General features: G+C 61.7%; 21 protein-coding genes and 1 pseudogene. 14 read left to right on the top strand and 8 right to left on the bottom strand.

Annotated elements, in window-relative coordinates; translation table 11 throughout:
• Window positions 1–12 precede the first annotated feature (12 nt).
• The 4 genes from FEZ63_RS10655 to FEZ63_RS10640 form a co-directional block, all read right to left on the bottom strand.
• Window positions 13–2,100, bottom strand: coding sequence for a type I secretion system permease/ATPase (locus tag FEZ63_RS10655; protein WP_150944072.1), 2,088 nt, complete (start codon window positions 2,098–2,100; stop codon window positions 13–15).
• Between the two features lie 26 nt (window positions 2,101–2,126).
• Entirely contained in the window at window positions 2,127–4,097 is a 1,971-nt protein-coding gene (locus tag FEZ63_RS10650) for a hypothetical protein (RefSeq protein ID WP_150944070.1), read from the bottom strand.
• An 86-nt stretch (window positions 4,098–4,183) separates the two neighbouring features.
• On the bottom strand, window positions 4,184–5,131 hold the full coding sequence (locus FEZ63_RS10645; protein WP_150944068.1) for a hypothetical protein: 948 nt from the start codon (window positions 5,129–5,131) through the stop codon (window positions 4,184–4,186).
• A gap of 620 nt (window positions 5,132–5,751) precedes the next feature.
• Window positions 5,752–6,177 (bottom strand): hypothetical protein, encoded by a 426-nt coding sequence (locus FEZ63_RS10640; protein WP_150944066.1) that lies wholly within the window; start codon window positions 6,175–6,177, stop codon window positions 5,752–5,754.
• 205 nt (window positions 6,178–6,382) lie between these two features.
• Between FEZ63_RS10640 and FEZ63_RS10635 the strand changes: the two genes are divergently transcribed.
• Complete coding sequence (locus FEZ63_RS10635; protein WP_150944065.1) at window positions 6,383–6,964, top strand: hypothetical protein; 582 nt, start codon at window positions 6,383–6,385, stop codon at window positions 6,962–6,964.
• Window positions 6,965–7,039: 75 nt separating this feature from the next.
• Here the strand turns inward: FEZ63_RS10635 and FEZ63_RS10630 are convergent, their stop codons facing one another.
• A complete protein-coding gene (locus FEZ63_RS10630) occupies window positions 7,040–7,780 on the bottom strand; it encodes a TerC family protein (protein WP_150944063.1) in 741 nt (246 codons plus the stop codon).
• A 270-nt stretch (window positions 7,781–8,050) separates the two neighbouring features.
• On the opposite strand from FEZ63_RS10630, the gene FEZ63_RS10625 reads away from it, so the two are divergent.
• The 8 genes from FEZ63_RS10625 to FEZ63_RS10590 all read left to right on the top strand — a co-directional run bounded on the left by FEZ63_RS10625 (window position 8,051) and on the right by FEZ63_RS10590 (window position 17,046).
• Window positions 8,051–8,827 (top strand): FadR/GntR family transcriptional regulator, encoded by a 777-nt coding sequence (locus FEZ63_RS10625; RefSeq protein WP_150944061.1) that lies wholly within the window; start codon window positions 8,051–8,053, stop codon window positions 8,825–8,827.
• Window positions 8,828–8,850: 23 nt separating this feature from the next.
• Window positions 8,851–9,882 carry an ABC transporter ATP-binding protein gene (locus FEZ63_RS10620; protein ID WP_150944196.1) on the top strand — a complete coding sequence of 344 codons (1,032 nt, stop codon included), beginning with the start codon at window positions 8,851–8,853 and terminating at the stop codon, window positions 9,880–9,882.
• Window positions 9,879–10,976, top strand: a complete 1,098-nt coding sequence (locus tag FEZ63_RS10615; protein WP_150944059.1) for an ABC transporter ATP-binding protein — start codon at window positions 9,879–9,881, stop codon at window positions 10,974–10,976. The genes FEZ63_RS10620 and FEZ63_RS10615 overlap by 4 nt, the downstream gene beginning before the upstream one ends.
• Window positions 10,977–11,002: 26 nt before the next feature.
• Window positions 11,003–12,502: an ABC transporter substrate-binding protein gene (locus FEZ63_RS10610; protein ID WP_150944057.1), complete on the top strand. Its 1,500-nt coding sequence runs from the start codon at window positions 11,003–11,005 to the stop codon at window positions 12,500–12,502.
• Between the two features lie 72 nt (window positions 12,503–12,574).
• Window positions 12,575–13,522 carry an ABC transporter permease gene (locus FEZ63_RS10605; RefSeq protein ID WP_150944055.1) on the top strand — a complete coding sequence of 316 codons (948 nt, stop codon included), beginning with the start codon at window positions 12,575–12,577 and terminating at the stop codon, window positions 13,520–13,522.
• Window positions 13,519–14,388, top strand: a complete 870-nt coding sequence (locus FEZ63_RS10600) for an ABC transporter permease (protein ID WP_150944054.1) — start codon at window positions 13,519–13,521, stop codon at window positions 14,386–14,388. Before FEZ63_RS10605 ends, FEZ63_RS10600 begins: the two co-directional genes overlap by 4 nt.
• Window positions 14,389–14,408: 20 nt before the next feature.
• Window positions 14,409–16,202, top strand: a complete 1,794-nt coding sequence (locus FEZ63_RS10595) for a gamma-glutamyltransferase family protein (protein WP_150944052.1) — start codon at window positions 14,409–14,411, stop codon at window positions 16,200–16,202.
• A gap of 274 nt (window positions 16,203–16,476) precedes the next feature.
• Window positions 16,477–17,046, top strand: a complete 570-nt coding sequence (locus FEZ63_RS10590) for an extensin-like domain-containing protein (RefSeq protein WP_162419725.1) — start codon at window positions 16,477–16,479, stop codon at window positions 17,044–17,046.
• 25 nt (window positions 17,047–17,071) lie between these two features.
• On the opposite strand, the gene FEZ63_RS10585 is transcribed toward FEZ63_RS10590, so the two are convergent.
• The 3 genes and pseudogenes from FEZ63_RS10585 to FEZ63_RS10575 form a co-directional block, all read right to left on the bottom strand.
• Complete coding sequence (locus tag FEZ63_RS10585; protein ID WP_150944048.1) at window positions 17,072–17,311, bottom strand: BrnA antitoxin family protein; 240 nt, start codon at window positions 17,309–17,311, stop codon at window positions 17,072–17,074.
• Window positions 17,312–17,609: 298 nt separating this feature from the next.
• Window positions 17,610–18,350 (bottom strand): histidine utilization repressor, encoded by a 741-nt coding sequence (hutC, locus tag FEZ63_RS10580; RefSeq protein WP_150944046.1) that lies wholly within the window; start codon window positions 18,348–18,350, stop codon window positions 17,610–17,612.
• A gap of 35 nt (window positions 18,351–18,385) precedes the next feature.
• Window positions 18,386–19,745 (bottom strand): annotated as a pseudogene (locus tag FEZ63_RS10575) (formimidoylglutamate deiminase).
• Window positions 19,746–19,893: 148 nt separating this feature from the next.
• On the opposite strand from FEZ63_RS10575, the gene hutI reads away from it, so the two are divergent.
• From hutI to FEZ63_RS10550, 5 genes are read left to right on the top strand one after another with little or no spacing between them, the layout of a single operon-like run.
• A complete protein-coding gene (gene hutI, locus FEZ63_RS10570) occupies window positions 19,894–21,102 on the top strand; it encodes an imidazolonepropionase (protein ID WP_150944044.1) in 1,209 nt (402 codons plus the stop codon).
• Window positions 21,099–22,646 (top strand): histidine ammonia-lyase, encoded by a 1,548-nt coding sequence (gene hutH, locus FEZ63_RS10565; RefSeq protein ID WP_244622733.1) that lies wholly within the window; start codon window positions 21,099–21,101, stop codon window positions 22,644–22,646. Before hutI ends, hutH begins: the two co-directional genes overlap by 4 nt.
• The gene (gene hutG, locus FEZ63_RS10560) at window positions 22,643–23,497 is read left to right on the top strand and encodes an N-formylglutamate deformylase (RefSeq protein ID WP_150944039.1); all 855 of its coding nucleotides are present in this window, start codon (window positions 22,643–22,645) and stop codon (window positions 23,495–23,497) included. Before hutH ends, hutG begins: the two co-directional genes overlap by 4 nt.
• Window positions 23,494–25,158 (top strand): urocanate hydratase, encoded by a 1,665-nt coding sequence (hutU, locus tag FEZ63_RS10555; protein WP_150944037.1) that lies wholly within the window; start codon window positions 23,494–23,496, stop codon window positions 25,156–25,158. Before hutG ends, hutU begins: the two co-directional genes overlap by 4 nt.
• A gap of 5 nt (window positions 25,159–25,163) precedes the next feature.
• Window positions 25,164–25,730 carry a HutD/Ves family protein gene (locus FEZ63_RS10550; RefSeq protein ID WP_150944036.1) on the top strand — a complete coding sequence of 189 codons (567 nt, stop codon included), beginning with the start codon at window positions 25,164–25,166 and terminating at the stop codon, window positions 25,728–25,730.
• Window positions 25,731–25,751: the final 21 nt, after the last annotated feature.

Genomic DNA, 25,751 nt, shown 5'->3' with positions numbered 1-25,751 from the left:
ATCCAATCTCACTCAACCGTCGATAATCGGCGGACCGGCATGGGCCTTGCGGCCGTTCATCAGCGGAAGGATTTCCTCACGCTGTCCGAGAGCCTGCACGGAGCCATCCTTGATCATCATGATCTTGTCGACGCTTCTCAAAAGCGCCGGTCGCTGCGTGATCGCCACGATGGTGATGCCGCGCTCCTTCGCCCTCATGAGCGCCCGCGCCAGCGCTTGCTCACCTGAATGATCCAGGTTGGAGTTCGGCTCGTCGAGAACCACAAGGCGCGGGTTGCCGAAGAACGCGCGAGCAAGACCGATCCGTTGACGCTGGCCGCCGGAGAGCGGGCTTCCATCCATGCCGACGATGGTCTCATAGCCTTGCGCAAACTGCGAAATCATCTCGTGGACGTCTGCCAATTCCGCAGCGTCGAAAATATCTTCGTCAGAGAGATCATCCCGCATGCGAGCAATGTTGGCCTTGATCGAGGCCGGAAAAAGTTGCACGTCCTGCGGCAGGTAACCGACATTCTCGCCGAATTGCCGCGGATCCCAATTGCGCAGGTCCATCATGTCCAGACGCACGCTGCCTGCCGTCGGCACGATCGAACCCACCAGCATCCGGCCGAGCGTCGATTTGCCGGAGCCAGAGGCCCCCACGATGGCAAGCGATTCCCCGGGATCGAGCTGAAACGTGATGCCGTTGAGAATGACCTTCTTGTTCGGCGGCGGGACGTAGAGAACCCGTTCAACCGTCAAGCGGCCTTGCGGTTGCGGAAGACGAAGCCGATCGAGATTCAGCGGCGAACTCTGCAACAGGGATTTGATCCGGCCATAGGCCGAGCGCGCCTGAATGAAACTGCGCCATCCCTCGATGGTGCCCTCAACAGGAGCCAGTGCACGGCTCGCGACGATGGAGGCTGCGATCACCATCCCGCCCGTCAATTCGCTCTCCATCGACAGCCAAGCGCCCCAGCCCAGAATGCCGATCTGCGTCGACAGGCGTATGAACTTCGAAACACCTGTCATTACGATGTTGCGGTCTTGCGCCGTCACCTGCGCCTTCAGGGATTCGCAGGTTTCGCGCCCCCACATCATCACGCCCTCAGGGATCATGCCCATGGCGTTGATGACTTGCGAGTTTCTCGCCATCGCGTCGGCTTGCAGGTTGGCTCTGAGCGCATAAGCGTTGGCGCGTGCGAAAGGAACCGCCGTGAGCTTCTGGTTCACCATCGCCACCACCAGGAGCAAAGCACCCGTGATGGTGACGATGTAGCCGAGTTCCGGGTGGATCAGAAAAACGGCCAGCAGGTAGACGGGGGCGACCGGCGCATCCAACATCATCAGCAGCACAGGGCCCGTGAGGAAGCCACGGATGTGCTGCAGATCGGACAGGGTCTGGAACTCCCGGCTCGATCCATTCTGAGAGGCCTTGGCGGCGGCGCTGAGGACCGGCGCTCCAAGCTTGCTCTCGGCCTCGACGGCGATGCGCATCAGAATGAAACGGCGCATCATATCCATCAGCACATGGGCAAAAATCGCCCCGACGACCACCAGCGACAACATCGCGAGCGTATCGGTGCTCCGGCTGGTCAGCACGCGATCCGAGATGTTGAACAGGTAGATTGGGATGGCGAGGACGAGCGTGTTCACAAAAAACGAAAAGATCGCGACCGTGACTAAGTTGCGGCGGCATGCAGAGAGCCCTTTGCTGAGGACCTCGCGAAAATCGCGGTCGCCCAGACGTTGGTGAAGGGGCGGCGTTGTACCGGGACCCCGCCCGCCAGTGCCAATGCCAGTGCCGCCGGGCCGCGGCCTGACGTTTCCGTCGCGCGCAACTGGTACACTGGGACGAGTATAGCCGCGTGGCGCTGGTTGCGGGCACTCGGCCTTTGCCACCAGTGGCTCGTCAACGGGGATGGGTTGGGTCTGCGGGGTGGGAGCCGCTCGCACATCTGCAAACGAAGGAACCTGTCGTTCCGCGGCTTCGCGCCGGTAGACCTCTTCGAGACCCGCGAGCCGAGCGGACAGGGAATGCTCGCGCGCATCGGCGTTAGATCCAAAGCCGTGTGACGGCGCATCCGGTGCTGCACTCTCCAAACTGCGGTGCTGAAGCATTCATTCCCCCAGGTGGGACGATGTGATCATGACAAAACGTGCCCGAATGTATCTCCATGTCCAAAGGTATCCTTCGTCCATGAAACCGAATCGGAATCGGAGTAGTCCGGGGTGTGGTCCATGAAGGCCACAAGCTCGGAGACGAGTGCGGTCGGGTCTGTGGCGACGGCCTCGCTGCCATCCGACATGAGATTGGCTTGCACCAGGATGGAGTCCTCGTAAAAATCGCCGCCGAGGTGTTGATCGTAAACCCCGCCGGCATTCACAATGCTCGCCTGGTTCAAGGCTGAGTTGCCCCCCGTCGACAGCCATTGCCAGCCATCGCTTCCGCCCTGGATGGCAAAGTCGGCATCTGCCAGGACGTTGATCTGGGAGATGATGTTGAGATCGTAATAATTGCCCGTGACGAAAAGCACGTTCAGACTTCCTGACGACGCACCATGGAAATCCGACCAAGCATTGCGATCGAGATCGTCCCGATCGTTCAGATCATCGATCAGGGAATCGAGCTTGCGGTTGATGCCGCCGAACGTTGTGGCGCCATATTTCGCAATCGTCGCTTCGTTCTCAAGCGCATTCTGTCCGCTGAAGATCGATGGTGTGCTGCCTCCGGAACCGCAGGAGATCCCGATATAATCATCGTCGAGAACCACGTTGGTCTGCAAAATGAGGTTTGCGGAGTGATAATCACCCATCACGATGATGACGTCGTAGTCCTTTCCCCAATCGGCAAACCGCGCCACATTCGCCTGCGTATTGTCGCCGGAATGGATTTCGGAATAGCTGTCGTATCGCGTTTGCACGGTGACGTCGCCGTCCTCGAAATAGTTTCGCTGCGCCAGAGCCTTAACGTCCATGACGTGGCCGTCGACATAGTCGATATTGACCGTGAGGTTGCCCAACGGGCCGGCCTTGTGGCCCTGTTGCTTGACAAGCTCCTCAACGACGAAATTGGCCACGTTATCAAGCGTGCTTCCCGTGCTGTCGAGCATCGGCGGCGCATCGCCATCATGGAAAACCACATCCTGGTTCTGCAGGATGTTGGTTTGCAGAATGGCGTTGGTCTCATAGTAGTCGCCTCCGACGATCAGCGTCGAGGGTGCTTCGTTCAGATCGGCGATCGTTGCCGCATTCACAAGTTTGTTGCCGCCCGTCTCCGCGATCTGGGCAGGGTCGGTGCTGCCCACTTCACGAACAGGCGGCTCAGGAAGCGTGTGATTGGCCGGCTGCGCCGTTTCAACGGACGGCTCGAGCGCCACCAACTTGCCGTTCACGTAGCGGCCGGGCGCGATCGTCTGCGCCTCCGTCTCGCCCGCGGCGAGAGATTCGTGCCGGTCCACAACCGCGGAGGTCCAGAACTCGACGCTCTCACCGGGAGGCAGCATCGTCGTCGGATTGTACTCTTCCGCCAGTGTCAACATGTCGGCGGCCGGCTGATCGCTCGCCACATGCGGCAGCACGCCAAGCTCGTTTGGCCCATCGGAAAAGTAATCGCGATCGGCTCCGATGTTGGCTTGTGAAAGGTTGGCGATCGTGTCGTCGCCGCCGTCCGCAGACTTGCTTTCGTAAGTCGAAGCAGGGTGAGATTGGGAATCCTGCAAGTGCGAGCCGCCAGGTCCGGAGCTCTCAGCGGTACAAGAAACGACGTAGCTTTGCCCGGCGAAAAGCGAACTCGTGCCGGTACTCCAGTCATGCGGAAGCAAGTCGACGTTCGGTGCGCCCACGTCGAGAGAATCGTCATCGGGCAGATCCGCCCATTCCCCGCGGTCGGGATTCTCCGAGCCGAGGCTATATTTCACCTGGATGGCGAAGTTGGACATGTCCGAGGGTGCTTCGGATCGCGCCAGGTATTCGTCCGCCGATACCCTGAAATCGGCAGCGGTGTCATTACTATGAATGATCTCATCCAGGCGAACGCGCGACGCGACATAATCCTGCGTCAGATGCAGGTATCCCGCAAAATGCCAGATGAGCTCGATCGAGCTTCCGATGGCCATGGCTCACTCCTGTCGGCGCGAATACCGCCGCAAGGGCGGAAATGACCCGTGCGGCGTACCGCACGGGTCGACTTGGAACAGGAGGATCAGAGGCTGTCTGAGCTGTCGCCGCCGACAACATCGATATTCATCGTGTTGTACTGGATGTTGGCTCCCATGGAGATGTTCTGGTTGAGCGCTTCCAGGTGAGCCGTCGCCGCGGAGGTGGCGGCGCCAGCAACTTCGCTCGCTTCGCCGGCATCGTTGGCGATTCCATGACTGTCTATGCCGTCGGAAATGCCGCCTTCCTGAAGTCCGAGTTGGCCGATAAGCCCCGTGCTCGATCCGCTGGATGCGGTCAAGTTGTCGCTGTCGTTCATCTCGCTGACCTGTGCGAGGCTGAATGCATTGTCATTGCCGCTGCCGTTGAGGGCACTGCCAATGGTCTGCATGACATCGAAGTTGAGGCCGTCAAGATCAAGCCAGTCCGTGTCGCTCGTGTTGAACGCATCTTCGATCTCAACGTCGAGGTCGAAGTTCTGGCTCGAGTCGTTATGGACGCTGTTGGTGCTGTTGTTGTTCAGCGAATCCTCGATCTCGGCATCGAGGTTGGTGTTGACGCCATTGTAGCTTCCATTGGTGCTGCTGTTGTTCAGCGAGTCATTCACCGCAACATCAACATTCGTGCTCAAGTCTTCATTGAAGCTGTCTTCAATGTTGGTGTCGTTATGGCTGAACGCGCTGTTGTCGGTATTAAGCGAATCCTCGAGCTTGACGTTGATTTCCGAGTCGAGGTTAGTGCTGTGGTCGTCGTTGAAGCTATCTGCGACGTCCACTTCGAGGTCGGTGGTGCTGTTGTCGCTATTGTCGCTGTTATCGCTATTGTCGGTGCTTTGATTAAAGCTGTCCTCAACTTCGACCTCTGTCTCAACCTCAACTTCGGTGTTCGTGTCGTTGAAGCTGTTGTTGGCAGTATCGTCGTCGCTATTATCTTGGGCCGCAATAGCAATGCCCGCGATAGCCGCAGCGAGATTGGCATTCGTATCGGTGGACATCTGTGGATTTCCTAGATCAAGTCCTTCGATCCACCCATGGTCCGCTCATCATCTACGTGTGCGGTACAACGGATTCACGAAGTGTTTCGTTCGGTATTGTCGAAATCCGGATCGAGATTGGAACCCCGCTACGCCAGGACCCCAAACGGGTGCCGGAACGCTGTACAAAATGGTCTTCAGTTGCTGTCTCCGATCCTCACCTTCTCGTACTCAACGCGCTTCTCTTGAGACCGTCAGCCCGATACGCCTGGCAAACGGCATCCAACCAATCCTTTCGACAAAGCCCTGCCATTCCTGGAAATGCGTACTCTCGCATCGCCCGGATACTCCGCAGCCCGCTCACACAAGCAGTTGCCTGTGACTGGAATGATTGTTGTTTTTGGAGAAGTTCTTGAACGGAATCCGCTTGCACAGATCGCCCGCTCGCTTCTCGGTGGACGCTATTACGCGAGACGACACGCGCCTCACCCTGACGAACGCTGCTTTGTGCACCCGTTCAATGTCTCGGATTTTCGAGTGCTTACCCGAAACATGACGCAAAGTAGACGTTAGTTGCGCCAGTCCGTCCAGACGCGCAAAGGAGGTAGCTCAAGCGGGGTCGCATAGGAACATTGGGGGTGTCAGCGCAACGCGGCGATGCGCGCCTCGAAAGTCTCTTTCCAGAGATTCCGCAAATCGCTGTCGCGATGCTCTTCGAACGGCCAATTTTGTTGCGCCAGCAACAAATCATCGGCGCCGGCCTTCTCCAATGCCGCATGGACGATAACGGCTTGTTGGCAGCCTTCGCCGAACTCAATGTTCTCATCCATGCTCAGGGTGCAAATTTCTTCGCCGAGAACGGCCGCAACTTCTCCGCTCAATTCAGCAAGAGTTTCAGCCTGGATCAACCCGAGCGCCTGCGAGCTCACTGGGCCCACCTTCTTCCATGCCTCGAGACTTGCGAGCATCGAGAGAAAGCCGACGAGATAAGCATCGTGCCACGCTCCGGCCGGGATTGCGCCGATACAGCGATCGCTGCGCGCGATCAATGGCGCGATGGTGGCCACCGCCGCCTTGCGTCCCTGACGCGCTTTCCACAATTGGAGCATGCGGCTCTTACCAATGATTACCCAGCATGCTCGATTGACAGCAAACCGGCAATGCTGGTCGCATCGCTCTTAAGGGTGAACCGCGCTATACTGCTGACGATGCGCGGAAGCCGGCCAGACCTATCCGTGCCATCTTTCACAACTCTTGAGGAAAATCTGCCGCATGCCATCACGGCTCCCGCCGAAACCCGACTTCGAAGCCATCGAGGCAGCGGCCATAAATTCCGCCGACCGGAGGACGATGATCCTCGCTCTCATCGGCAATCTCGTGTTCAGCTGGTCCAACAACGAGAGCATGTTCATCTATATTCTGATGGTCCTGCTTGAGACTGACGAAGTGTCGGCCGCGATCGTTTTTGCAACCCTGAACACGACACGTGCACGTCTCGATCTCGTGCAGCGTCTGGCGACAGCGAAGATCAACGATAAGGAAACGGCGAAAACCCTCGACAAGATCATCACGCGCTTCAACGAGAGCACGCGCGTCCGCAACGAGTTCAACCATTGCATGTACACGGTCAACGACCGTGGTGAGATCACACACACGCATGCGATGAAGATCAGGGAAAGTCGCGGTCGTCTGACCCTGGGGGAATTGCGGCCGATAGACGATGCGCGAATCGCCGAACTGGCAAAGTCGATCGCGGATCTCAGGAGGCTCAACCGCGACCTATGGGAGTTTCTGCCCCGGCTGCAGAAGGCCGTGGTTCCGCTGACAGCCCAGCCAAGCAGGACCCAGCTTTGACCTGACAACGCCGGGGGCCGGCAGTCTATTGCCAGAGGCGCAGGCGCGGACGCCCTGCCCGCGCCTCTGAAGCTTTTACCGGGCTCGCTTCTCCCTTGCCCTCCGGGAGAGCATATTCAGGCCTTCGACGAGAGCCGAGAAGGCCATAGCGGCGTAGATGTAGCCCTTCGACACGTGGGCGCCGAAACCTTCGGCGATCAACGTCATGCCGATCATGAGGAGGAAGCCGAGCGCCAGCATGACGACTGTCGGATTGGCCTCGATGAATTTGGCAAGCGGCTCGGCCGCGAGAAGCATCACGCTGACCGCTACGACCACCGCGATCACCATGATCGGCACATGGTCGGTCATTCCGACGGCCGTGATAATGCTGTCGATGGAGAAAACCAGATCGAGGACGAGGATCTGACCGATGGCGGCCGCGAACCCCAGTTGCACCACTTTGCCGTCGAACATGTCCGGACCGGGATCTTTATCGACGTTATGATGTATCTCTTTGGTGGCCTTCCAGACAAGAAACAGACCACCGGCGATCAGGATGAGATCGCGCCACGAGAAGCCGTGGCCGAATGCGGTGAAGATCGGCTCCGTCAACTGCACGATGATGGCGATCGTCCCGAGCAGGCCCAGGCGCATGACCAGTGCGAGCCCGATGCCGATCCGCCGCGCCTTGGTTTGCTGATGAGCCGGCAGCTTGTTTGTCAGGATCGAGATGAAGATGAGGTTGTCGATCCCGAGGACCACCTCCATGACGATCAGGGTCGCAAGCGCGATCCAAGCGGTCGGGTCCGCGGCTAAGGCAATAATTGATTCCATGATCCTGTCCGTTTGAGCGTGACAGTTATGTCGTTTCTGCCGCGCGATGAACAAGAGGCAGCGCGCCAATGAGGCGCGATATGTTCGTTCCGCATCATTTTCTGCCGTGACAGTGGGGCCTGAGACCAAGGTCGAACGAAAGATTTTTGTGGAACCAATTGCCAAGTGGTTCGGCTTGGCGCTAGCTTTCTTCTCCGAAAATGCGGGATTCGGTTTAAGCAATCCGGCGCAGAGCGATACCAATCCGCAGATTGGTTCTCGCGAGGGCATATGCAGCACCCTGAGACTTTCGCAGATAGCTCCGACTTCGCGCTGAGGCAGATGCGCGCCCTGCTCGACGAAAGGTCCGAGCCTGACGGCGATCGACGCCTGCCCCCCGAGCGGACACTCGCCGTGCAATTGGGGGTCGGGCGTCGAACCCTCCGGCGGGCGCTCGAGGTGCTGGAGGCGGAAGGGCATATCTGGCGGCAGCAGGGAAAAGGCACCTTCGTCGGGCCGCGGCCGCTGCGGGGCGAGGTCAGCCTGGTCGAACTCTCCAGCCGCACCAATCCGCTGGAGGTCATGGAGGCGAGGCTGGAGATCGAGCCGGCGCTTGCGCGACTGGCAGCACTGAGAGCTTCGAATGGCGACATTGAACGGCTGAAGCACCTCGCCGAGAAGACCGAGTTCATGGCCGACGGCGATGCGGATAGCCGCGAATTGTGGGACGGTGCCTTTCATCGCGCCATCGCCGAGGCCGCCGGCAATAGCCTGTTGTTTGCGTTCGTCGACGTGGTCGACCGCATCAGGCAGGATCCGACCTGGCGTCGGCTCCGTGAGCGGGCGCGCGCACCGGCCAGCCAGCGCGGCTACGTGGCCCAGCATCACCGTGTGGTCGCGGCGATTGCAGCACGCGATGCCGGAGGCGCCGAAACCGCCATGCGCGACCATCTGGAAGCCGTCCGCGCCAGCGTGCTCCGGGTCATGACCCGGCCGGCAGGAGGCGAACAGGACAACCAGATCGAACAACCGGCGCATGCCGCCTCTCACGGAAGACCGGCAGCATGATGAACACCAGCGCCCTGCCCTCGATGCTCGATCACACCAGACGCAAGTCCGAATCCGACGCCGCGCATCCGCTTTTGAAAGTCGAAAACCTCTCGGTGCGCTTCGATGGCGCGCCTGCCGGCATCAATGTGGTCGACGATGTGTCGTTCGCGGTGGCAAAGGGCAGAACGCTTTGCATCGTGGGTGAATCAGGTTGCGGCAAGAGCGTGACGGCGCTGGCCCTCATGGGCCTCCTGCCGACGCCGCCGGCGCGGATCGTCGGCGGCCGCGCGCTGTTCGACGGCAAGGACCTGTTGGCGCTCCCCGACCGGGAGCGAGCCGACATGCGCGGCAACCAGACTGCGATGATCTTCCAGGAGCCGATGACGTCCCTCAACCCGGTCTTCACGGTCGGCGACCAGATCACCGAAGGAATCCTGCGACACCGCAAAATTTCCAAGGCGGCGGCGTCCGAACGCGCACTGGAAATGCTCCGGCGCGTGCGCATCCCAGCGCCAGAGAAGCGCATGCGCGCCTTTCCGCATGAATTGTCGGGCGGCATGCGTCAGCGTGTCATGATCGCAATGGCGCTCGCAAACGAACCGCAGCTTCTTATCGCGGATGAACCGACCACGGCGCTCGATGTAACCATCCAGGCGCAGATCATCGCGCTCATCCACCAGCTCCAGAAAGAGAGCGGAATGGCGATGATCCTGATCACGCACGATCTTGGAGTGGTGGCCGAGGTCGCCGACGAGGTGGTGGTGATGTATGCCGGCCGCGTCGTCGAGAGCGGACCGGTTGAGGACATCTTTGCCGATCCGCAACATCCCTACACGATTGGATTGATGGGCTCGGTCCCATCCCTCGGGCGCCGGCAGGGACGGCTGACGACGATTCCCGGCACGGTCCCGCCCGCGGAGCTCATGCCGCGCGGATGTCGTTTCTCACCGCGTTGCCCCTTCGCCGATCAGCGCTGCGTGAGCGACCCGCCGCCGCTTATCGAACTCTCGCCGGGTCACCGCGCTCGCTGCTGGTATGCCCCTCTCGAACTCCACCGTGAGCCAATACGATGAACACGCAGGCAAGCGACATCATCATCGAGAGCACCGGCCTGGTGAAGCATTTCGGGGGCGGGGGCCTCCTGTCCTCCCCCACGATTGTCCGCGCGGTCGATGGTGTGTCGATGGCCGTCAAGCGCGGAGAGACATTTGCAATCGTGGGCGAATCCGGTTGCGGCAAATCAACGCTCGGTCGCCTCCTGCTTCGCCTGATAGAACCCACGGCCGGCGACGTTCGTTACGAGGGACGGTCCATTCTCGGGCTGCCGCCGAACGAGATGCGAAAATTGCGTCGCGAGATGCAGATCATCTTTCAGGACCCCTTTGGGTCTCTCAACCCGCGCATGAATGTGCGCGACATCGTCGGCGAACCGATCTGGCTTCACGGGCTGGCGCACGGGGCGGAGAAGCAGGAACGCGTGGCTGATCTTCTGCGCACCGTCGGGCTCATTCCGGCGCACGGCGAACGCTACCCACACGAGTTTTCCGGCGGCCAGCGTCAGCGCATCGGCATCGCACGGGCGCTTGCGGGCGAGCCGAAGCTCATTATCGGCGACGAGCCGGTGTCCGCGCTCGACGTGTCGATCCAGGCGCAGATCATCAACCTGCTCGAGCATCTGAAAGATCGGTTTGGTCTGACGCTCGTCATCATCGCACATGATCTGGCGGTGATCCGGCACATGAGCGACAGAGTTGCGGTAATGTATCTCGGTGAGATCGTCGAACTCAGCGACACGGACGACCTGTTCGACGACCCGCTCCATCCCTACACGCAGGCACTCTTGACGGCGATCCCGGTCCCCAGCCCAGTCAACCGGCAGCCGAAGCCGCTGCTCCAGGGTGACGTACCGAGCCCGGCTGCACCGCCGAGCGGGTGCCGGTTCCACACCCGCTGTCCGCACGCGAAGGCACGTTGCCGCGAGGAGCATCCTCGGCTCGAGGCGGCAGCCGACGGACGGCAGGTCGCCTGTCACTTCTGGCGAGAAATTCAGAACGCCGGCTCGGGCGCACTGACGGCGCCGCCGGCAAGCCCGGCGCTTACGAAACGGCTGGCACTCTACAAGACCTGGCGCGAGCGGCACGACAAGACCGCAACGCCAGGGCTCTAAAAACCAACACAGAGGAGAACGTGTCGATGAAACCAATTTTTATGATGGCCATGGCCGTAGGGCTCTTGATGAGCACGGCGGCGTCCGCGCAGACTCTCAGGGTCGGTTTGCAGGAGGATCCTGACGTGCTGGATCCTCACCGCGCTCGCACGTTCGTCGGGCGTATCGTGTTCACGTCCCTGTGCGACAAGCTCGTGGAAATCACGCCTGAGCTCAAATTCGTGCCGCAACTTGCGACCGAATGGAAATGGAGCGACGACAGCAAGACGCTGACCATGAAGCTGCGGCCCGGCGTCAAATTCCACGATGGCGAGGCGATGAACGCCGCCGCGGTGAAGGTCAATCTCGACCGCGCCCGCACCCTGCCCGACAGTCTGCGCAAGAGCGAACTCGGCTCTGTCGAGGGCGTCGACGTCGTAGACGACATGACCGTTGCGCTCAAGCTGTCGCGCCCGGACGCCACGCTGGTCTCGCAGCTCTCGGACCGCGCCGGCATGATCATGTCCCCCAAGGCGCTCGCCGCGCCTGATTTCGCGCAGAAACCTATATGCTCGGGGGCCTATCAGTTCGTCGAGCGCGTGCAGAACGACCGCATCGTCCTGGAGCGTTTCAAGGATCACTGGGATGCCAAGAACTACAACTTCGACCGGCTCGTCTTCACGCCGATCCCTGACGCGACGGTGCGCCTGGCGAACCTGAAGGCCGGAAATCTCGACATCCTCGAGCGCCTTGCACCGAGCGACGTCGCCGACGTCAAGAGCGATGCGAGACTCGTGTTCGCCCCCGTCAGCGGCATCGGCTACCAAGGCTTGACGATCAACACGGCAAACGGAGAGCGCGCAAAAGGCCCCCTCGGGAAAGACAAGCGCGTCCGCCAGGCTTTGCAGTTCGCGATCGATCGTGACGTGATCAATGAAGTTGTCGGGCAAGGCATCTACCCGCCGGCCGGGCAGCCCTTCCCTCTCGCAAGCGCCTTCAACGACAAGAAGTTTTCGGCCGGGAAACGCGACGTGGCGAAGGCCAAGGCATTGCTGAAGCAAGCCGGCGTCGAACGGGTGAAATTCGAACTCTCCTTCGGCAACAGCACAACCACACAGCAGATCGCCGAGATCATCCAAGCGATGGCCGCCGAGGCCGGTTTCGACATCTCGCTGCGCCCGACCGAGTTTGCGGCGTTGCAGAAAGAGGCACAGGCCGGCAACTTCGACGTCAACGTGATCGGCTGGTCCGGCCGCGTCGATCCCGATGGCAACATCCATCAATTCGTCACTTGCAAGGGCGGGTTGAACGACGGCCGCTATTGCAATCCGGAAGTGGATCGCATCCTCAACGAGGCGCGTGCCATCAACGACGAGGAGCAGCGCAAGGCATTGTATGATTCCGCGCAAGCGATCCTGCAGGACGAACTGCCGATCATCTATACCTATTACCAGCCATGGCCGTTCGTCGTGGCCAAGAAGGTCGAGGGTTTCAAGCCGTATCCGGACGGGATGATCCGCCTCAAGGGCGTCAAATTCGCGTCCTGAGAACCCTGAAGATCGCGTGCCCGGAACGCCTCCGGGCACGCACCTCCCTCGAAAGTCAGGTCCCCGCACCTCATGCTTCGCTTCATCGCCAGACGTATTCTGATTGCGATTCCGACGATCATCATCGTGTCGGTGCTGGTGTTCACGCTGCAGCAACTCCTGCCGGGAGACCCCGTTCTGACCATGGCCGGGGAAGAGCGGGATCCGGAAGTTCTTGCCTTCCTGCGCGAAAAATATCGGCTCAACGATCCGGTTCCGATTCAGTACTTTGCGTGGATCGGTCAGGTCCTGCAGGGCAATCTCGGCATCTCGCTGAGGACCGACATTCCGGTGCTGACGCTGATCCTCGGCAAGCTTCCGGTCACGCTCGAACTTGCGATCTTCGCGATGATCATCGCACTGGCCATCGGCATTCCGACCGGCATCGTGTCGGCCGTCAAGAAAGGCACGAGTGTCGATTACGCCGCGAACGTCGTCGCCCTGTCCGGCCTCTCGATTCCAAACTTCTGGCTTGGCATCCTGCTTATCATGCTGGTCTCAGTCCGCTGGCAGCTCTTGCCTGCATCCGGTTTCGTACCGCCGAGCGAGGATCTATGGCTTAATATCAAGACCATGATCATGCCCGCTTTTGTTCTTGGCACGGGACTTGCCGCCAGCCTGATGCGCCACACCCGAAGCGCGATGCTGGGCGTTCTTCGTTCAGACTATATTCGGACTGCCCGCGCCAAGGGGCTGATCTCGCGTGTCGTCATCATGAAGCACGCGCTTCGCAATGCCCTGATCCCGATCATCACCCTATCGACCTTGCTGTTCGGCGAACTGCTCGCAGGTGCCGTGTTGACCGAGCAGATTTTCACAATTCCGGGATTCGGCAAGCTTGTCGTCGATGCCGTGTTCAACCGGGACTACGCGGTGGTTCAGGGCGTAGTGCTTTGTACGGCGGTGGGCTTCATCATCATGAACCTGCTGGCCGATATCCTCTATGTTCTGGTCAATCCGCGCCTGAGGCATGCACAATGACGATCGCCATTGCCGACGACCTCGTTCTTCCAAGAAAACGCAACCGGATCCTCTCGAAGTTTCTCGGCAACCGGAGCGCCATGATGGGCGCCGGCCTCGTGCTGTTCTTCATCGTCATCGCTGTCCTGGCGCCGCTGATCGCACCGCACGACCCCATCAAGCCAAGCTTCTCGACAATCCGCAAAGCACCCTCGGCGATCTTCTGGTTCGGCACAGATGAACTCGGGCGCGACGTCTTCTCCCGCATGGTGATTGGCGCGCGCGCCTCTCTGATGGCGGGCGTCGTATCGGTCGCCATCGCGGTTTTGCTCGGGGTGCCGTTTGGTCTGATCTCGGGATATTTCGGCGGCTGGATCGACGCAACGATCTCGCGCTCGACCGAAGCCATGCTGGCAATCCCCTTTCTGATTTTCGCAATTGCACTTGCGGCCTTCCTTGGCCCAAGCCTCACCAATGCGATGATCGCCATCGGGCTTTCGGCGATGCCGATCTTCGTGCGGCTCACGCGCGGGCAGGTGCTGACGATCAAGGCCGAGGATTACGTTGAGGGCGCTCGTGCCATCGGGCTCCCGAATTTCTGGATTATCCTGCGCTACATCCTGCCCAACGTTCTCCCGCCCATCCTTGTCCAGGCAACACTCACGGTCGCCACGGCCATTATCGCAGAAGCCAGTCTGTCGTTCCTGGGCCTTGGACAGCAGCCGCCGAATCCTTCGTGGGGCTCGATGCTCAACACGGCAAAGAACTTCATGAGTCAGGCGCCCTGGATGTCCTTCTTTCCGGGCTCGGCAATTTTCCTGATCGTACTTGGCTTCAACCTGTTCGGTGATGGCTTGCGTGACGCCCTCGACCCTCGCGAAAACTGAACTCAAAATCGGATTGTTTCATGTTCACGACACGGCCTGAAATTCTCGGCACCTTCGGCGTCGTCACATCGACCCATTGGCTTGGCTCCGCCGCCGGCATGGCGATGCTCGAGCGCGGCGGCAACGCTTTCGATGCCTGCGTGGCGACGGGCTTCGTGTTGCAGGTCGTCGAACCTCACCTGGTCGGTCCCGCAGGCGAAGTGCCGGCGGTGTTCTATTCGACCAGAACCCGAAAAATCGAGGTCCTTTGCGGGCAAGGTACCGCGCCTGCGGGCGCCACCATCGAGCATTATCGTCGCCAGGGTCTCGCGCTCGTTCCCGGCAACGGCTTGCTGGCGACTGTCGTTCCCGGCGCGTTCGACGCCTGGATGTTGCTGTTGCGCGATCATGGCACGATGCGCCTGCGCGAAGTCCTCGAACCGGCGATCTACTATGCCGAAAAGGGACACCCGCTGCTCCCGCGCGTTTCCGACACGATCAAAGGCCTGAAGGATTTTTTCGAGACCGAATGGCTCACCTCCGCCGCGGTGTTTCTGCCCGGCGGCAACGTTCCTTCCGGCCGCCAGCTCTTCCGCAATCCCGCACTGGCCGAAACCTGGAAGCGCATCCTCAAGGAAGCCGAGGCCAAGGGCGGAAATCGCGAGGCGGAAATCGAAGCCGCACGCGCGGCGTTCTACAAGGGTTTCGTGGCGGACGCGATCGATCGCTTCGCGCGCTCGAATGAAGTCATGGATCAAAGCGGATCGCGCCATCGCGGCGTCATCAACGGCGACGATCTCGCCAACTGGTCGGCAAGTTACGACGTACCGCAGACTTACGACTATCACAACTACCGTGTGAACAAGACGCGTCCGTGGGGACAAGGCCCGGTCTTCCTGCAAACGCTCGCATTGCTGAAGGGTTTCGATATCGCCGCGATGGGACCGACGAGTGGGCGCTTCGTCCATACGGTCGTCGAGGCGATGAAGCTCGCCTTCGCGGATCGCGAGGCTTATTACGGCGATCCGGATTTCGTGAAGGTCCCGATGGAGACGCTTCTGTCGGACGCCTATTCCGACGAGCGGCGCAAGCTGATCGGCCAACGGGCATCCACCGAACTGCGTCCCGGCCATGTGGACGGATACGAGCAACAGGTCGCTCGCACGCTGGAAGCCTTGCGCGAACTTTCCACGACCGATCGCAAGATCACGGGCGGTGAGCCGACGATGGCCTCCATGCGGTCGGCGCGCCGCGGCGACACGGTGCATATCGATGTGATCGACCGCCATGGCAACATGATCGCCGCGATGCCATCCGGCGGATGGCTGCAATCGTCGCCCGTCATTCCCGAACTCGGTTTCATGTTGAATTCGCGCGCGCAGATGTTCTGGCTCGAGGACGGCCTCCCGGCGTCTTTGGAGCCGGGGAAACGGCCGCGCACGACCCTCACTCCGTCGCTGGCCGAACGAGACGGCGAACCCTACATGGTGTTCGGCTCGCCCGGAGGCGACCAACAGGAGCAATGGCAATTGTTTCTGTTTCTGCGCCATGTGCATCATGGCCTCAACCTGCAGGAAGCCATCGACCTGCCGATGGCGCATACGGCGCATTTCCCATCATCGTTCTATCCGCGCGAACAGAAGCCCGGGCACCTTGCGGTGGAAGAGAGCTTTGGTGCCGAGGTTATGGCGGACCTGCGCGCACGTGGACACCAGTTGGAAACAGCGCCGGAGTGGACGGTCGGCCGTCTCGTGGCTGCCAGTCGCGATGCGGACGGGTTGCTCCATGGAGCCGCAACCCCGCGCCTGATGCAGGCCTACGCCGTCGGCAGGTAGGGCGATTCGACCCTAGATTCGCCTCACGAGCACCTTTTCCGAACTTGAGCGTTATCGAGGGAGAGGAAGTGGGGATAGAATGCCAGAGCGGGTTCTTCGACCGGATAAAGCTTCGTGCGATCGCCGAGGCCTTGCGATTCTCCTCGCTTTTGCCGCTCTGTCCGGCACCGCACTCCGGGCAGAGCCCTGGCCGCCGCTTCCGCCGCCGCGACCTCCGATCCCCTCGCTCAATGAATCCCCGGCAGCACCCTCGACGCCAAATAACCTGTCGCAGGTGAGCGGGACCAGTGAATGCCTGTCACGACTTCGGATCGCGGGCTTCGATGTGGAGGCCGCGGAGACGCCTGCGGTGGCCAATGGCGATTGCCGCATCGACAACCCGGTGAAACTACGCGCCATTGCGGTTGCCGGACGGGAAAGCCCCCTGCTGCTCGCGGCCGAACCGATCGTCGCCTGCCGATTTGCCGAAAGCCTCGGCGGCTGGCTGGGCTCCCTTGTGGCGCCTGCGATCGTCGGGGCCACGAACTCCGAGCTTGCGGTTGTTCACACCGGCCCGGGATTCCAATGCCGGAACAGAAACCGCCTCCCCTCAGGCAAGCTCTCGGCACATGCAGAAGGGTTGGCGATCGACATCGCGAGTTTTCAACTTGCCGACAAGAGCCATATCCCGGTGAAACCCGACGGCAACGAGCAGCATGTGGCGACAATCAATGCAGTGCGGCGAGCGGCCTGCGGCTGGTTTACGACGGTGCTGGGTCCGGGCTCAGATGCCTCTCATGCGGACCATCTCCACCTCGACGTGCAACTTCACGGGTCGAGCGATCGCTACCGGATCTGCCAATAGGCCGTGAACTGGTTTGGCTTATGGGCTATTTGCCGGCGGCCTTCCGGAGCGCCTCATTAATTCTATCCTGCCAGCCGGGTCCGCCTTCCTGGAAGAATTCAAGCACCTCGCGGTCGATCCGCAGTGATACCATCTCGCGGGTACCGGGTACGACAGGAGCCTTCGGCGGCAGTTCGACAGGCTTTGTCGTGGCCTTCTTGAAGGCCGCCTCCGCTGCCTGACGCGGGTCAGTGGACCGGCGCGTGCCAATCGGCGGTTTAGACATCGAGTGTCTCCTAGAAGCGTTTCTGATTTCGCGACCGCCTCTCGATCGCCGCCGAGACGGGCCTGTCGGACGGGGTGACGAGGTTGGAACGGGTCCGACGATAGCGTCGGGCTATCCGCACTGGCGAAAGTCCCGGTCACTGACGATACCAATTCACGCGCCGCTCACAAGCGGGAAGCAACGGAATTCGCTAAATTTGCTGTGACAAATTTGACGCGAGCCATGTTGGCAGCCGAACCGGTCAATCCGGCCGCCACTGCCGACGGATACCGGCGAATGGCGGTTGCGAACTGATGCGTCATGGCGAAACGGCCGCAGAACCGCCGGCGGGTCCTTGCGCGGCTGGCGAGAAACGTCCGATCAGGTGGTGCCTATCGCCGGGGTAGGTGATGCGCGCCTCGGTGACGAAGGCGCCAGCCTGCCAGGTCCGCCGCTCGAGCACCAGGCAGGCGGCGCCCGTTTTCATCTGCAGTCGACGGGCGAGTTCGGCATCGGCGTTGACCGCACGGAGGACATGTTCGGCATCCGTCCAAGGCACGCGCCTAAGCAGCCATGTTCCTGGCGGATCATTGGCAAAGTGCTCCGTGGCCGCCTCGGGGACGGTGTCAAGATTGATCAACCGCTGCTCGTAGGCCCCTGGCACTCCGTCCATCAGATGAAGCGTGGTGACGCTGAGCATCCGGGTTCCCGCCGGAAGTCCGGTCCGCTGCGCGGCGGCGGCGTCAATCGGTTCAATGGTTCGATGCAGGATCTGAAAGCGGTAGACCGTGCCGGCACGCGCTGCCTCGAGCGCAAAATCCTGAATTTCCAGCACAGCCCGTTGGGTGCTTGGCTCCGCAACAACAGAGCCCGCCCGCCGCCGACGGGTGATCAGGCCATTGGTCGCCAGAGTTGAAAGCACCTTGTTCACGGTCATGCGCGAGCAGCCATACTCGGCCATCAATTGATGCTCGAACGGCACGCGGTGGCCCGGCGGCCACTGCCCGGACATGATGCGCGACTCGATGTCGTCGCGGATTCGTTGATGCAGATGTTTCATGCCGGGCGGTTGTTTCTTCGCCGAAGTATCATTGTTCATGCCAGAATACGAGCCATCGTGCGCACATATCGGGCGCTGATCGCGTCTCGCCCGACATGTCGTCCCTTCAGGACGAGGGGCATTCCTGCAACCATGACTGTGTCGATGGCGGCCTTTCCGGTGACGAACACATAGGTATCGAGCCAACGGTCGCCAGACAATGCAGCGAGATCGGGATGCGTCGCATCGAGCACGACGACATCCGCCCGATGACCGACTTCGATGGCCCCAATGCGCCGGCCGAGGGCACGGGCCCCGCCCGCCAGAGCGTTTTCGTACAAGCTGCGTCCCGTTGATTGGCCCTCGCGTTCCGCTAGCACATTGCGGGCGCGGCGCTTCAGTCGCTGGCTGTATTCGAGTTGTTTGAGCTCTCCCGGCGCGCTGATCTCAATATTCGAGTCGGAGCCCACGCCGAACCGACCGTCAGCGGCAAGGAAACCAGCTCCTTCGAAGATGCCATCGCCGAGATTGGCTTCGGTCAGAGGGCATAATCCCGCCACCGCGCCTGTCGTGGCGAGGCCTCGCATCTCGTGCGGATCGAGGTGGGTCGCATGGATGAGACACCACCGACGATCAACCCGGGGCATGATCGAGCAGCCAGGCAACCGGGCGCTGCCCCGACCAGGCGAGGCAGTCCTCGACCTCCTTCACCTGTTCGGCCACATGGATGTGGATCGGTCCTTCCTCGGCGAGCGCGAGAATCTCGCCGAGACTTCGGGGTCCAACGGCACGCAGGCTGTGCGGCGCAACTCCCACTACGGCGTCGTCCATGCTCGCAACGGCTCGGCGCGCTCCCTCGACAAGCTTTGAATAGAGTTGAAGGTCAGTGATGAAACGTCGCTGTCCCTCCGTTGGGGCAGCTCCAGCGAAGCCACCCTGCGCGTAAAATACGGGCAGCAGCGTGAGCCCCATGCCAGTCTCGTGCGCCGCCGCCGCAACGCGGGTCGCAAGTTCCGCGGGATCGTCATAGGTGCGGCCATCGGTATCGTGGTGCAGGTAGTGAAACTCGGCAAGCGCCGTAAAGCCGCCCTCGAGCATCTCCATCATGGCGAAAGCTGCAATCGCCTCGACGTCATCCGGCGTGAGATTGCCGAGAAAGCGGTACATCACCTGCCGCCAGGTCCAGAAACTGTCGCCCTCCGGACCACGTGTCTCGGCCAATCCCGCCATGCCACGCTGAAAGGTGTGGCTGTGCAGGTTCGGCAGCCCGGGCAACGCGACCCCGGCAACGCGCTCGAAGCCATCCGGGGCGGCGCGAGGGTGGACGGCGCGAATGACACCACGCGCGACCTCGATTCCGACGTTCTGCTCCCATCCCGTCGGCAGCAAGGCATGATCGAAGATGAGCTTCCGCATTGCCCGCACCTCTTTGAGTTTGTCGACCGTGCGCCGATTGCCGTTCCAAAGCTAAGGCCGGACGTCGGAACCGAACGAATATATCTGGACAATAATGGGTTGGGGCGATTATGTATAGACATTAACAGAAGGTCACCGGAGCCGAAACATGCGCTTTGACCGGGTCTGGTTCAATGCTCGCCTTGCGACGCTCGCCCCTGCCGAGGACGGCTTGGGGATTGTCGAGCGTGGCGCCATCGCGGCCCGGGACGGCCGCATCGCTTTTGCCGGAGCGATGGAAGATCTGCCATCCTCATGGGATGCGGCCGATCGGATCGACTGCGCCGGGCGGTGGATCACGCCGGGCCTCGTCGACTGCCACACCCATCTCATCTTCGGGGGCGATCGGGCCGAGGAATTCGAGCTGCGCCTGAAGGGCGCGAGCTACGAGGAAATCGCCCAGGCTGGTGGCGGTATCGTTTCCACCGTCAGGGCGACCCGTGGCGCGAGCGAGGACGATCTCGTCACCGGCGCCCTGCCCCGCCTCGACCACCTCATCGCCGAAGGCTGCACGACGGTGGAGGTCAAATCCGGCTACGGGCTCGACCTCGACACCGAGGCACGGATGCTGCGCGCAGCCCGGCGTCTCGCACATGAACGTCCCGTCTCGATCACCACGACATTCCTGGGCGCGCACGCCGTGCCGCCCGAGGGGAGCGGTGACAAGGATGTCTATATCACCAGGGTTTGCGAAGAGATGATGCCCGTCCTCGTGCGCGAGGGTCTTGTCCACGCGGTCGACGCATTCTGTGAACGGATCGCGTTCTCGCCGGAACAGACCGCCCGCGTGTTCGCGGCGGCGAAGGCGCTGGGACTGAACATTAAGCTTCATGCCGACCAACTCTCCAATCTGCACGGGGCGAAGCTCGCCGCAGAGTATGGAGCACTTTCAGCCGATCATCTCGAACACACGGACGACGAGGGCGCCGCCGCAATGGCGAAGTCGGGCGCGGTTGCGGTGCTGCTGCCGGGCGCCTTCTACATGCTGCGCGAGACGCAGGCACCGCCAGTGGCCGCTTTCCGGCGATACGGCACCCGCATGGCGCTCGCAACCGACTGCAATCCCGGAACCTCGCCGCTGACCTCGCTCCTGCTCGCCATGAATATGGGCGCGACCCTGTTCCGTCTGACGGTCGAGGAATGCCTTGCGGGCGTGACGCGGGAAGCCGCCCGCGCCCTCGGGCGGCTTCCCGAGATAGGGACGCTTGAGCGAGGCAAGTCATGCGACCTCGCCATCTGGAACATCGAACGCCCCGCCGAGCTCGTCTACCGGCTCGGCTTCAACCCGCTGCATGCCCGCATCTGGAGAGGACAGTGACCGAAACCGTGACGCTTACCCCAGGCTCCGTAACGCTGGCCGATTGGCGCCGCGTTTACGACGGCGCCGTCGCTACATTGGAGAACGCATGCCGGCCCCAGGTCGAGGCTGCGGCCAGGACCATCGACCTGATCGTCGCCAAAGGGGATCCGGTCTACGGCATCAATACCGGCTTCGGGAAACTCGCAGGCGTTCGGATCGGCCAAGCCGATCTCGCGGCGCTGCAGCGCAACATCGTGTTGTCCCACGCGGCTGGCGTCGGCGAACCTCTGCCCGCGCCGGTGGTGCGCCTTGTGATGGCGCTCAAACTCGCGAGCCTCGCGCAGGGCGCATCCGGCGTGCGCTGGTCCACCATCACGCATCTGGCGACCTGCCTGGAAGCCGGCCTCATTCCGGTTATTCCCGGACAGGGATCGGTGGGTGCGTCGGGCGATCTTGCTCCCCTCGCCCACATGACAGCGACCCTCATGGGCATCGGCGAATTTATTGTCGACGGCGCGCGCGTTCCAGCAGCCGACGCACTCGCGCGTATCGATCTGGCACCACTTGCGCTCGGCCCGAAAGAGGGCCTCGCCCTTCTCAACGGCACGCAGGTTTCGACTGCGCTCGCGTTGGCAGGACTGTTCGAGGCCGAGCGGGTGTTTCAAGCCGCCATCGTCACCGGCGCCCTTGCGACCGATGCCGCCAAGGGGTCGGATGGACCGTTCGATGAGCGCATCCAGAAGCTGCGGCGGCATCGCGGCCAGATCGAGGTGGCGGCCGCTTTGCGCACGCTGATGCAGGGCAGCGCCATTCGAGCCTCGCACCTCATCAACGATGCTCGCGTGCAGGACCCCTATTGCCTGCGCTGCCAACCACAGGTGATGGGAGCGGTGCTCGACCTGCTGCGGCAGGCAGGTGAGACGCTCGGCACCGAGGCCAACGGCGTTTCCGACAATCCGCTCGTCTTTTCGGACACCAACGAAGTCATCTCCGGAGGCAATTTTCACGCGGAACCGGTTGCCTTCGCGGCCGATATGATCGCGATGGCCCTTTGTGAAATCGGATCGCTGGCGGAACGGCGCATCGCCATGCTGGTCGATCCGGCCCTCTCCGGCCTGCCGGCTTTCCTGACGCCGAAACCCGGCCTCCATTCCGGTTTCATGATTCCGCAGGTAACAGCCGCAGCTCTCGTGTCTGAAAACAAGCAGCGCGCCTACCCGGCGAGCGTCGACTCGATCCCGACCTCGGCCAACCAGGAGGACCATGTGTCCATGGCGACCCATGGCGCGCGGCGGCTGCTGCCGATGGCGACCAATACCGTGCATGTGATCGGCATCGAGTTTCTCGTCGCCGTTCAGGGCTGCGACTTCCACGCGCCGATGCCGTCAAGCGAGCGACTGGAGCGAGCGCGGGCGCTTCTGCGTGGTGCGGTGCCGCATCTGAATGAGGACAGGTACATGGCCCCCGACATTGCGCAGGCGAGTGCTTTTGTGAGGTCCGGCGCATTGGCTGCCGCAGTGGGTGGCGATGTGTTGCCGGTTGTCGCCGGGGACGCGCGATGAGCGACTCGATTCCTCTCCCGTGGCTGGAGGTGACACGCGGAGATGCACCACTCGTGGTGAGCCTGCCGCATACGGGCACGGAAATCCCCGCCGGCTGCGAACGCGGGCTCGTCTCGCTCTGGCTTGCCCGGAAGGACGCGGATTGGTGGATCGACCGCCTCTACGATTTTGCCGGAGATCTCGGCGCAACCATCATCAGGACGGCTATTTCTCGCACGGTGATCGACGTCAACAGGGACCCGTCCGGCATCTCGCTTTATCCCGGACAGGCGACGACGGAGCTTTGTCCGACGACGACGTTCGACGGCGAGCCTCTCTACTTGTCTGGCGCGGAGCCCGACGCAGCAAGCGTCGCCGAACGCCGCACCCGCTTCTTCGAGCCGTATCACGCCGCGCTCCAAAACGAGGTCGACCGCCTGCGCGCAAGTCACCCCCGTGTCGTGGTTTATGATTGCCACTCGATCCGATCAGCGATCCCGCGCCTTTTCGACGGTACGCTGCCGAACTTCAACATCGGCACGAATGGCGGAGCGACCTGCGCCGCCGCTTTGAGCGACGCCGTCGAGCAGATCTGCGCGGCCAGCAATTTCAGCCATGTGCTCAACGGCCGGTTCAAGGGCGGGTTCATCACCCGGACACTCGGACGACCTGAGAACGGCGTTCATGCGGTTCAGATGGAACTCGCCTGTCGTGGCTACATGATGGAGCGAGCAGGCCCGGTTGCGGAAGGGCGATGGCCCACCGCCTATGACGACGCCTACGCTGCTCCCATGCGTGCCGTTCTCACCCGCATTCTCGAGGAATGCCTGAATTTTGCTCAACCCGGATTCCGAGGAAGGACAACCTCATGACTCGCACCGACAACGCCCGCGTGATCCGCGCCGCCCACGGCACTGAACTGTCGGCCAAGAGCTGGCTGACCGAGGCGCCGCTGCGCATGCTCATGAACAATCTCGACCCCGACGTGGCGGAGAAGCCGAGCGAACTTGTCGTCTATGGCGGGATCGGACGCGCGGCGCGCAATTGGGAGAGCTTCGACCGCATTGTCGCCTCCCTCAAAACACTGGGTGACGACGAAACGCTTCTCGTGCAATCCGGCAAACCTGTCGGAATTTTTCGCACGCATGCGGATGCCCCGCGCGTGCTGATCGCCAATTCAAATCTTGTTCCGCATTGGGCAAACTGGGACAAATTTCACGAGCTCGATCGCATGGGGCTCATGATGTACGGCCAGATGACGGCCGGCTCGTGGATCTATATCGGCAGCCAAGGCATTGTGCAGGGCACCTACGAGACCTTCGTCGAAATGGGCCGCCAGCATTACGGCGGCGATCTTTCCGGCCGCTGGATCCTGACCGCCGGCCTCGGCGGCATGGGCGGGGCGCAACCGCTTGCCGCAACCATGGCGGGCGCCTCGTGCCTCGCTGTCGAATGTCAGGCCAGCCGGATCGAGATGCGCCTGAAGACCGGCTATGTCGACAGGCAAGCGGAGACGCTGGATGAGGCGCTTGCCATCATCGAGCAATCCTGCCGCGACAGGAAAGCTGTATCGGTTGGCCTTCTCGGCAATGCGGCCGAAATTTTCCCGGAGATCCTTCGGCGCGGCGTCCGGCCCGATGCGGTAACGGACCAGACCTCGGCACACGATCCGATCAACGGCTATCTGCCGAAGGGCTGGACGTTGTCTGAATGGATGGAACGGCGCGAAAGCGATCCCAAGGCCGTTGAGCAAGCGGCCAAGCGCTCCATGGCGGAGCATGTTCGCGCCATGCTGGGCTTCCACGAGGCCGGCGTTCCGACGTTCGATTACGGCAACAACATTCGTCAGATGGCGAAGGAAGAGGGCGTCGAGGACGCCTTTGCGTTCCCGGGTTTCGTGCCGGCTTATATCCGGCCGCTGTTCTGCCGTGGCATCGGGCCGTTCCGCTGGGCCGCACTTTCGGGCGACCCGGAGGATATCTACAAGACCGACGCCAAGGTGAAGGAGTTGCTGCCCGACAACGCCCACCTGCACAACTGGCTCGATATGGCGCGGGAGCGGATCAGGTTTCAGGGCCTGCCCGCGCGGATCTGCTGGGTGGGTCTTGGCGACCGTCATCGGCTCGGTCTGGCCTTCAACGAGATGGTCGCCCGCGGCGAGTTGAAAGCTCCCATCGTGATCGGCCGCGACCACCTCGATTCAGGTTCGGTCGCGAGCCCGAACCGCGAAACGGAATCCATGAGGGACGGCTCGGATGCCGTTTCGGACTGGCCCCTCCTCAACGCCCTCCTCAACTGCGCATCCGGTGCAACTTGGGTGTCGCTGCATCACGGCGGTGGCGTGGGTATGGGCTTTTCCCAGCATTCCGGCATGGTTATCGTCTGCGACGGGACACCGGACGCCGCTCGTCGTCTCGAGCGCGTTCTATGGAACGACCCGGCAAGCGGCGTCATGCGTCACGCCGATGCGGGCTACGAGGGTGCCATCGCGTGCGCTCGTGAGCACGGACTCAACCTGCCGAGCCTGGACTGAACACCATGGATGTCCGGGTGATCCGTGCCGAACATCTTGTCAGAGTTCCGTGGAAGAATGGCGGCGGCACGACGGCGGAGATCGCGGCTTTCCCGGAGGGCTCGAGCTTCGAGACGTTCGGCTGGCGCATCAGCATGGCCGACGTGGAATCCGACGGCCCATTCTCGCCCTTCCCGCAGATCGACCGAACGCTCGTCGTGCTGCAAGGGAACGGCATCGAACTCGATGTGAACGGGGTTCCCTATCGGCTGAACCGGACGTCTCCCAAGCTCTCTTTCTCCGGTAACGATACGACGGCCTGCAAGCTCCTTTCGGGGCCAATCCGCGATCTCAACGTGATGACACGGCGCGGATATTTCGAGCATCGGACGAGGATCCTGGGTGCGGGTGTCATGCTGCTGTCCGAAGGGACCCGTGCGGCGTTTCTCGTGCCGATGGATAGTTCGTTCGACGTGACATTGGACGGCGTCATCTACTCCCTTCAGTGTTTCGACACGATGAGACTCGGTAACACCCAGGAGCTGATACAATTATCTGGAAGCGGCAGAGCCATTCTGGTGGAGATTGCCTGACTGTTCGACGCCAGCTCCGGC

Origin of the sequence: Microvirga brassicacearum, from assembly GCF_008757455.1 — a bacterium.
In the GTDB taxonomy this organism is placed as follows: domain Bacteria; phylum Pseudomonadota; class Alphaproteobacteria; order Rhizobiales; family Beijerinckiaceae; genus Microvirga; species Microvirga brassicacearum.
Note: the sequence above shows the minus strand (reverse complement) of the source record. Positions and strands in the feature narration are given on the sequence as shown.

What these genes read in the sequence shown, in the direction of transcription:
- FEZ63_RS10655 (WP_150944072.1), bottom strand. Translation starts at nt 2,100, where the DNA reads ATGCTTCAGCACCGCAGTTTGGAGAGTGCAGCACCGGATGCGCCGTCA.
- FEZ63_RS10650 (WP_150944070.1), bottom strand. Translation starts at nt 4,097, where the DNA reads ATGGCCATCGGAAGCTCGATCGAGCTCATCTGGCATTTTGCGGGATAC.
- FEZ63_RS10645 (WP_150944068.1), bottom strand. Translation starts at nt 5,131, where the DNA reads ATGTCCACCGATACGAATGCCAATCTCGCTGCGGCTATCGCGGGCATT.
- FEZ63_RS10635 (WP_150944065.1), top strand. Translation starts at nt 6,383, where the DNA reads ATGCCATCACGGCTCCCGCCGAAACCCGACTTCGAAGCCATCGAGGCA.
- FEZ63_RS10630 (WP_150944063.1), bottom strand. Translation starts at nt 7,780, where the DNA reads ATGGAATCAATTATTGCCTTAGCCGCGGACCCGACCGCTTGGATCGCG.
- FEZ63_RS10625 (WP_150944061.1), top strand. Translation starts at nt 8,051, where the DNA reads ATGCAGCACCCTGAGACTTTCGCAGATAGCTCCGACTTCGCGCTGAGG.
- FEZ63_RS10620 (WP_150944196.1), top strand. Translation starts at nt 8,851, where the DNA reads ATGCTCGATCACACCAGACGCAAGTCCGAATCCGACGCCGCGCATCCG.
- FEZ63_RS10615 (WP_150944059.1), top strand. Translation starts at nt 9,879, where the DNA reads ATGAACACGCAGGCAAGCGACATCATCATCGAGAGCACCGGCCTGGTG.
- FEZ63_RS10610 (WP_150944057.1), top strand. Translation starts at nt 11,003, where the DNA reads ATGAAACCAATTTTTATGATGGCCATGGCCGTAGGGCTCTTGATGAGC.
- FEZ63_RS10605 (WP_150944055.1), top strand. Translation starts at nt 12,575, where the DNA reads ATGCTTCGCTTCATCGCCAGACGTATTCTGATTGCGATTCCGACGATC.
- FEZ63_RS10600 (WP_150944054.1), top strand. Translation starts at nt 13,519, where the DNA reads ATGACGATCGCCATTGCCGACGACCTCGTTCTTCCAAGAAAACGCAAC.
- FEZ63_RS10595 (WP_150944052.1), top strand. Translation starts at nt 14,409, where the DNA reads ATGTTCACGACACGGCCTGAAATTCTCGGCACCTTCGGCGTCGTCACA.
- FEZ63_RS10585 (WP_150944048.1), bottom strand. Translation starts at nt 17,311, where the DNA reads ATGTCTAAACCGCCGATTGGCACGCGCCGGTCCACTGACCCGCGTCAG.
- hutC (WP_150944046.1), bottom strand. Translation starts at nt 18,350, where the DNA reads ATGAAACATCTGCATCAACGAATCCGCGACGACATCGAGTCGCGCATC.
- hutI (WP_150944044.1), top strand. Translation starts at nt 19,894, where the DNA reads ATGCGCTTTGACCGGGTCTGGTTCAATGCTCGCCTTGCGACGCTCGCC.
- hutG (WP_150944039.1), top strand. Translation starts at nt 22,643, where the DNA reads ATGAGCGACTCGATTCCTCTCCCGTGGCTGGAGGTGACACGCGGAGAT.
- hutU (WP_150944037.1), top strand. Translation starts at nt 23,494, where the DNA reads ATGACTCGCACCGACAACGCCCGCGTGATCCGCGCCGCCCACGGCACT.
- FEZ63_RS10550 (WP_150944036.1), top strand. Translation starts at nt 25,164, where the DNA reads ATGGATGTCCGGGTGATCCGTGCCGAACATCTTGTCAGAGTTCCGTGG.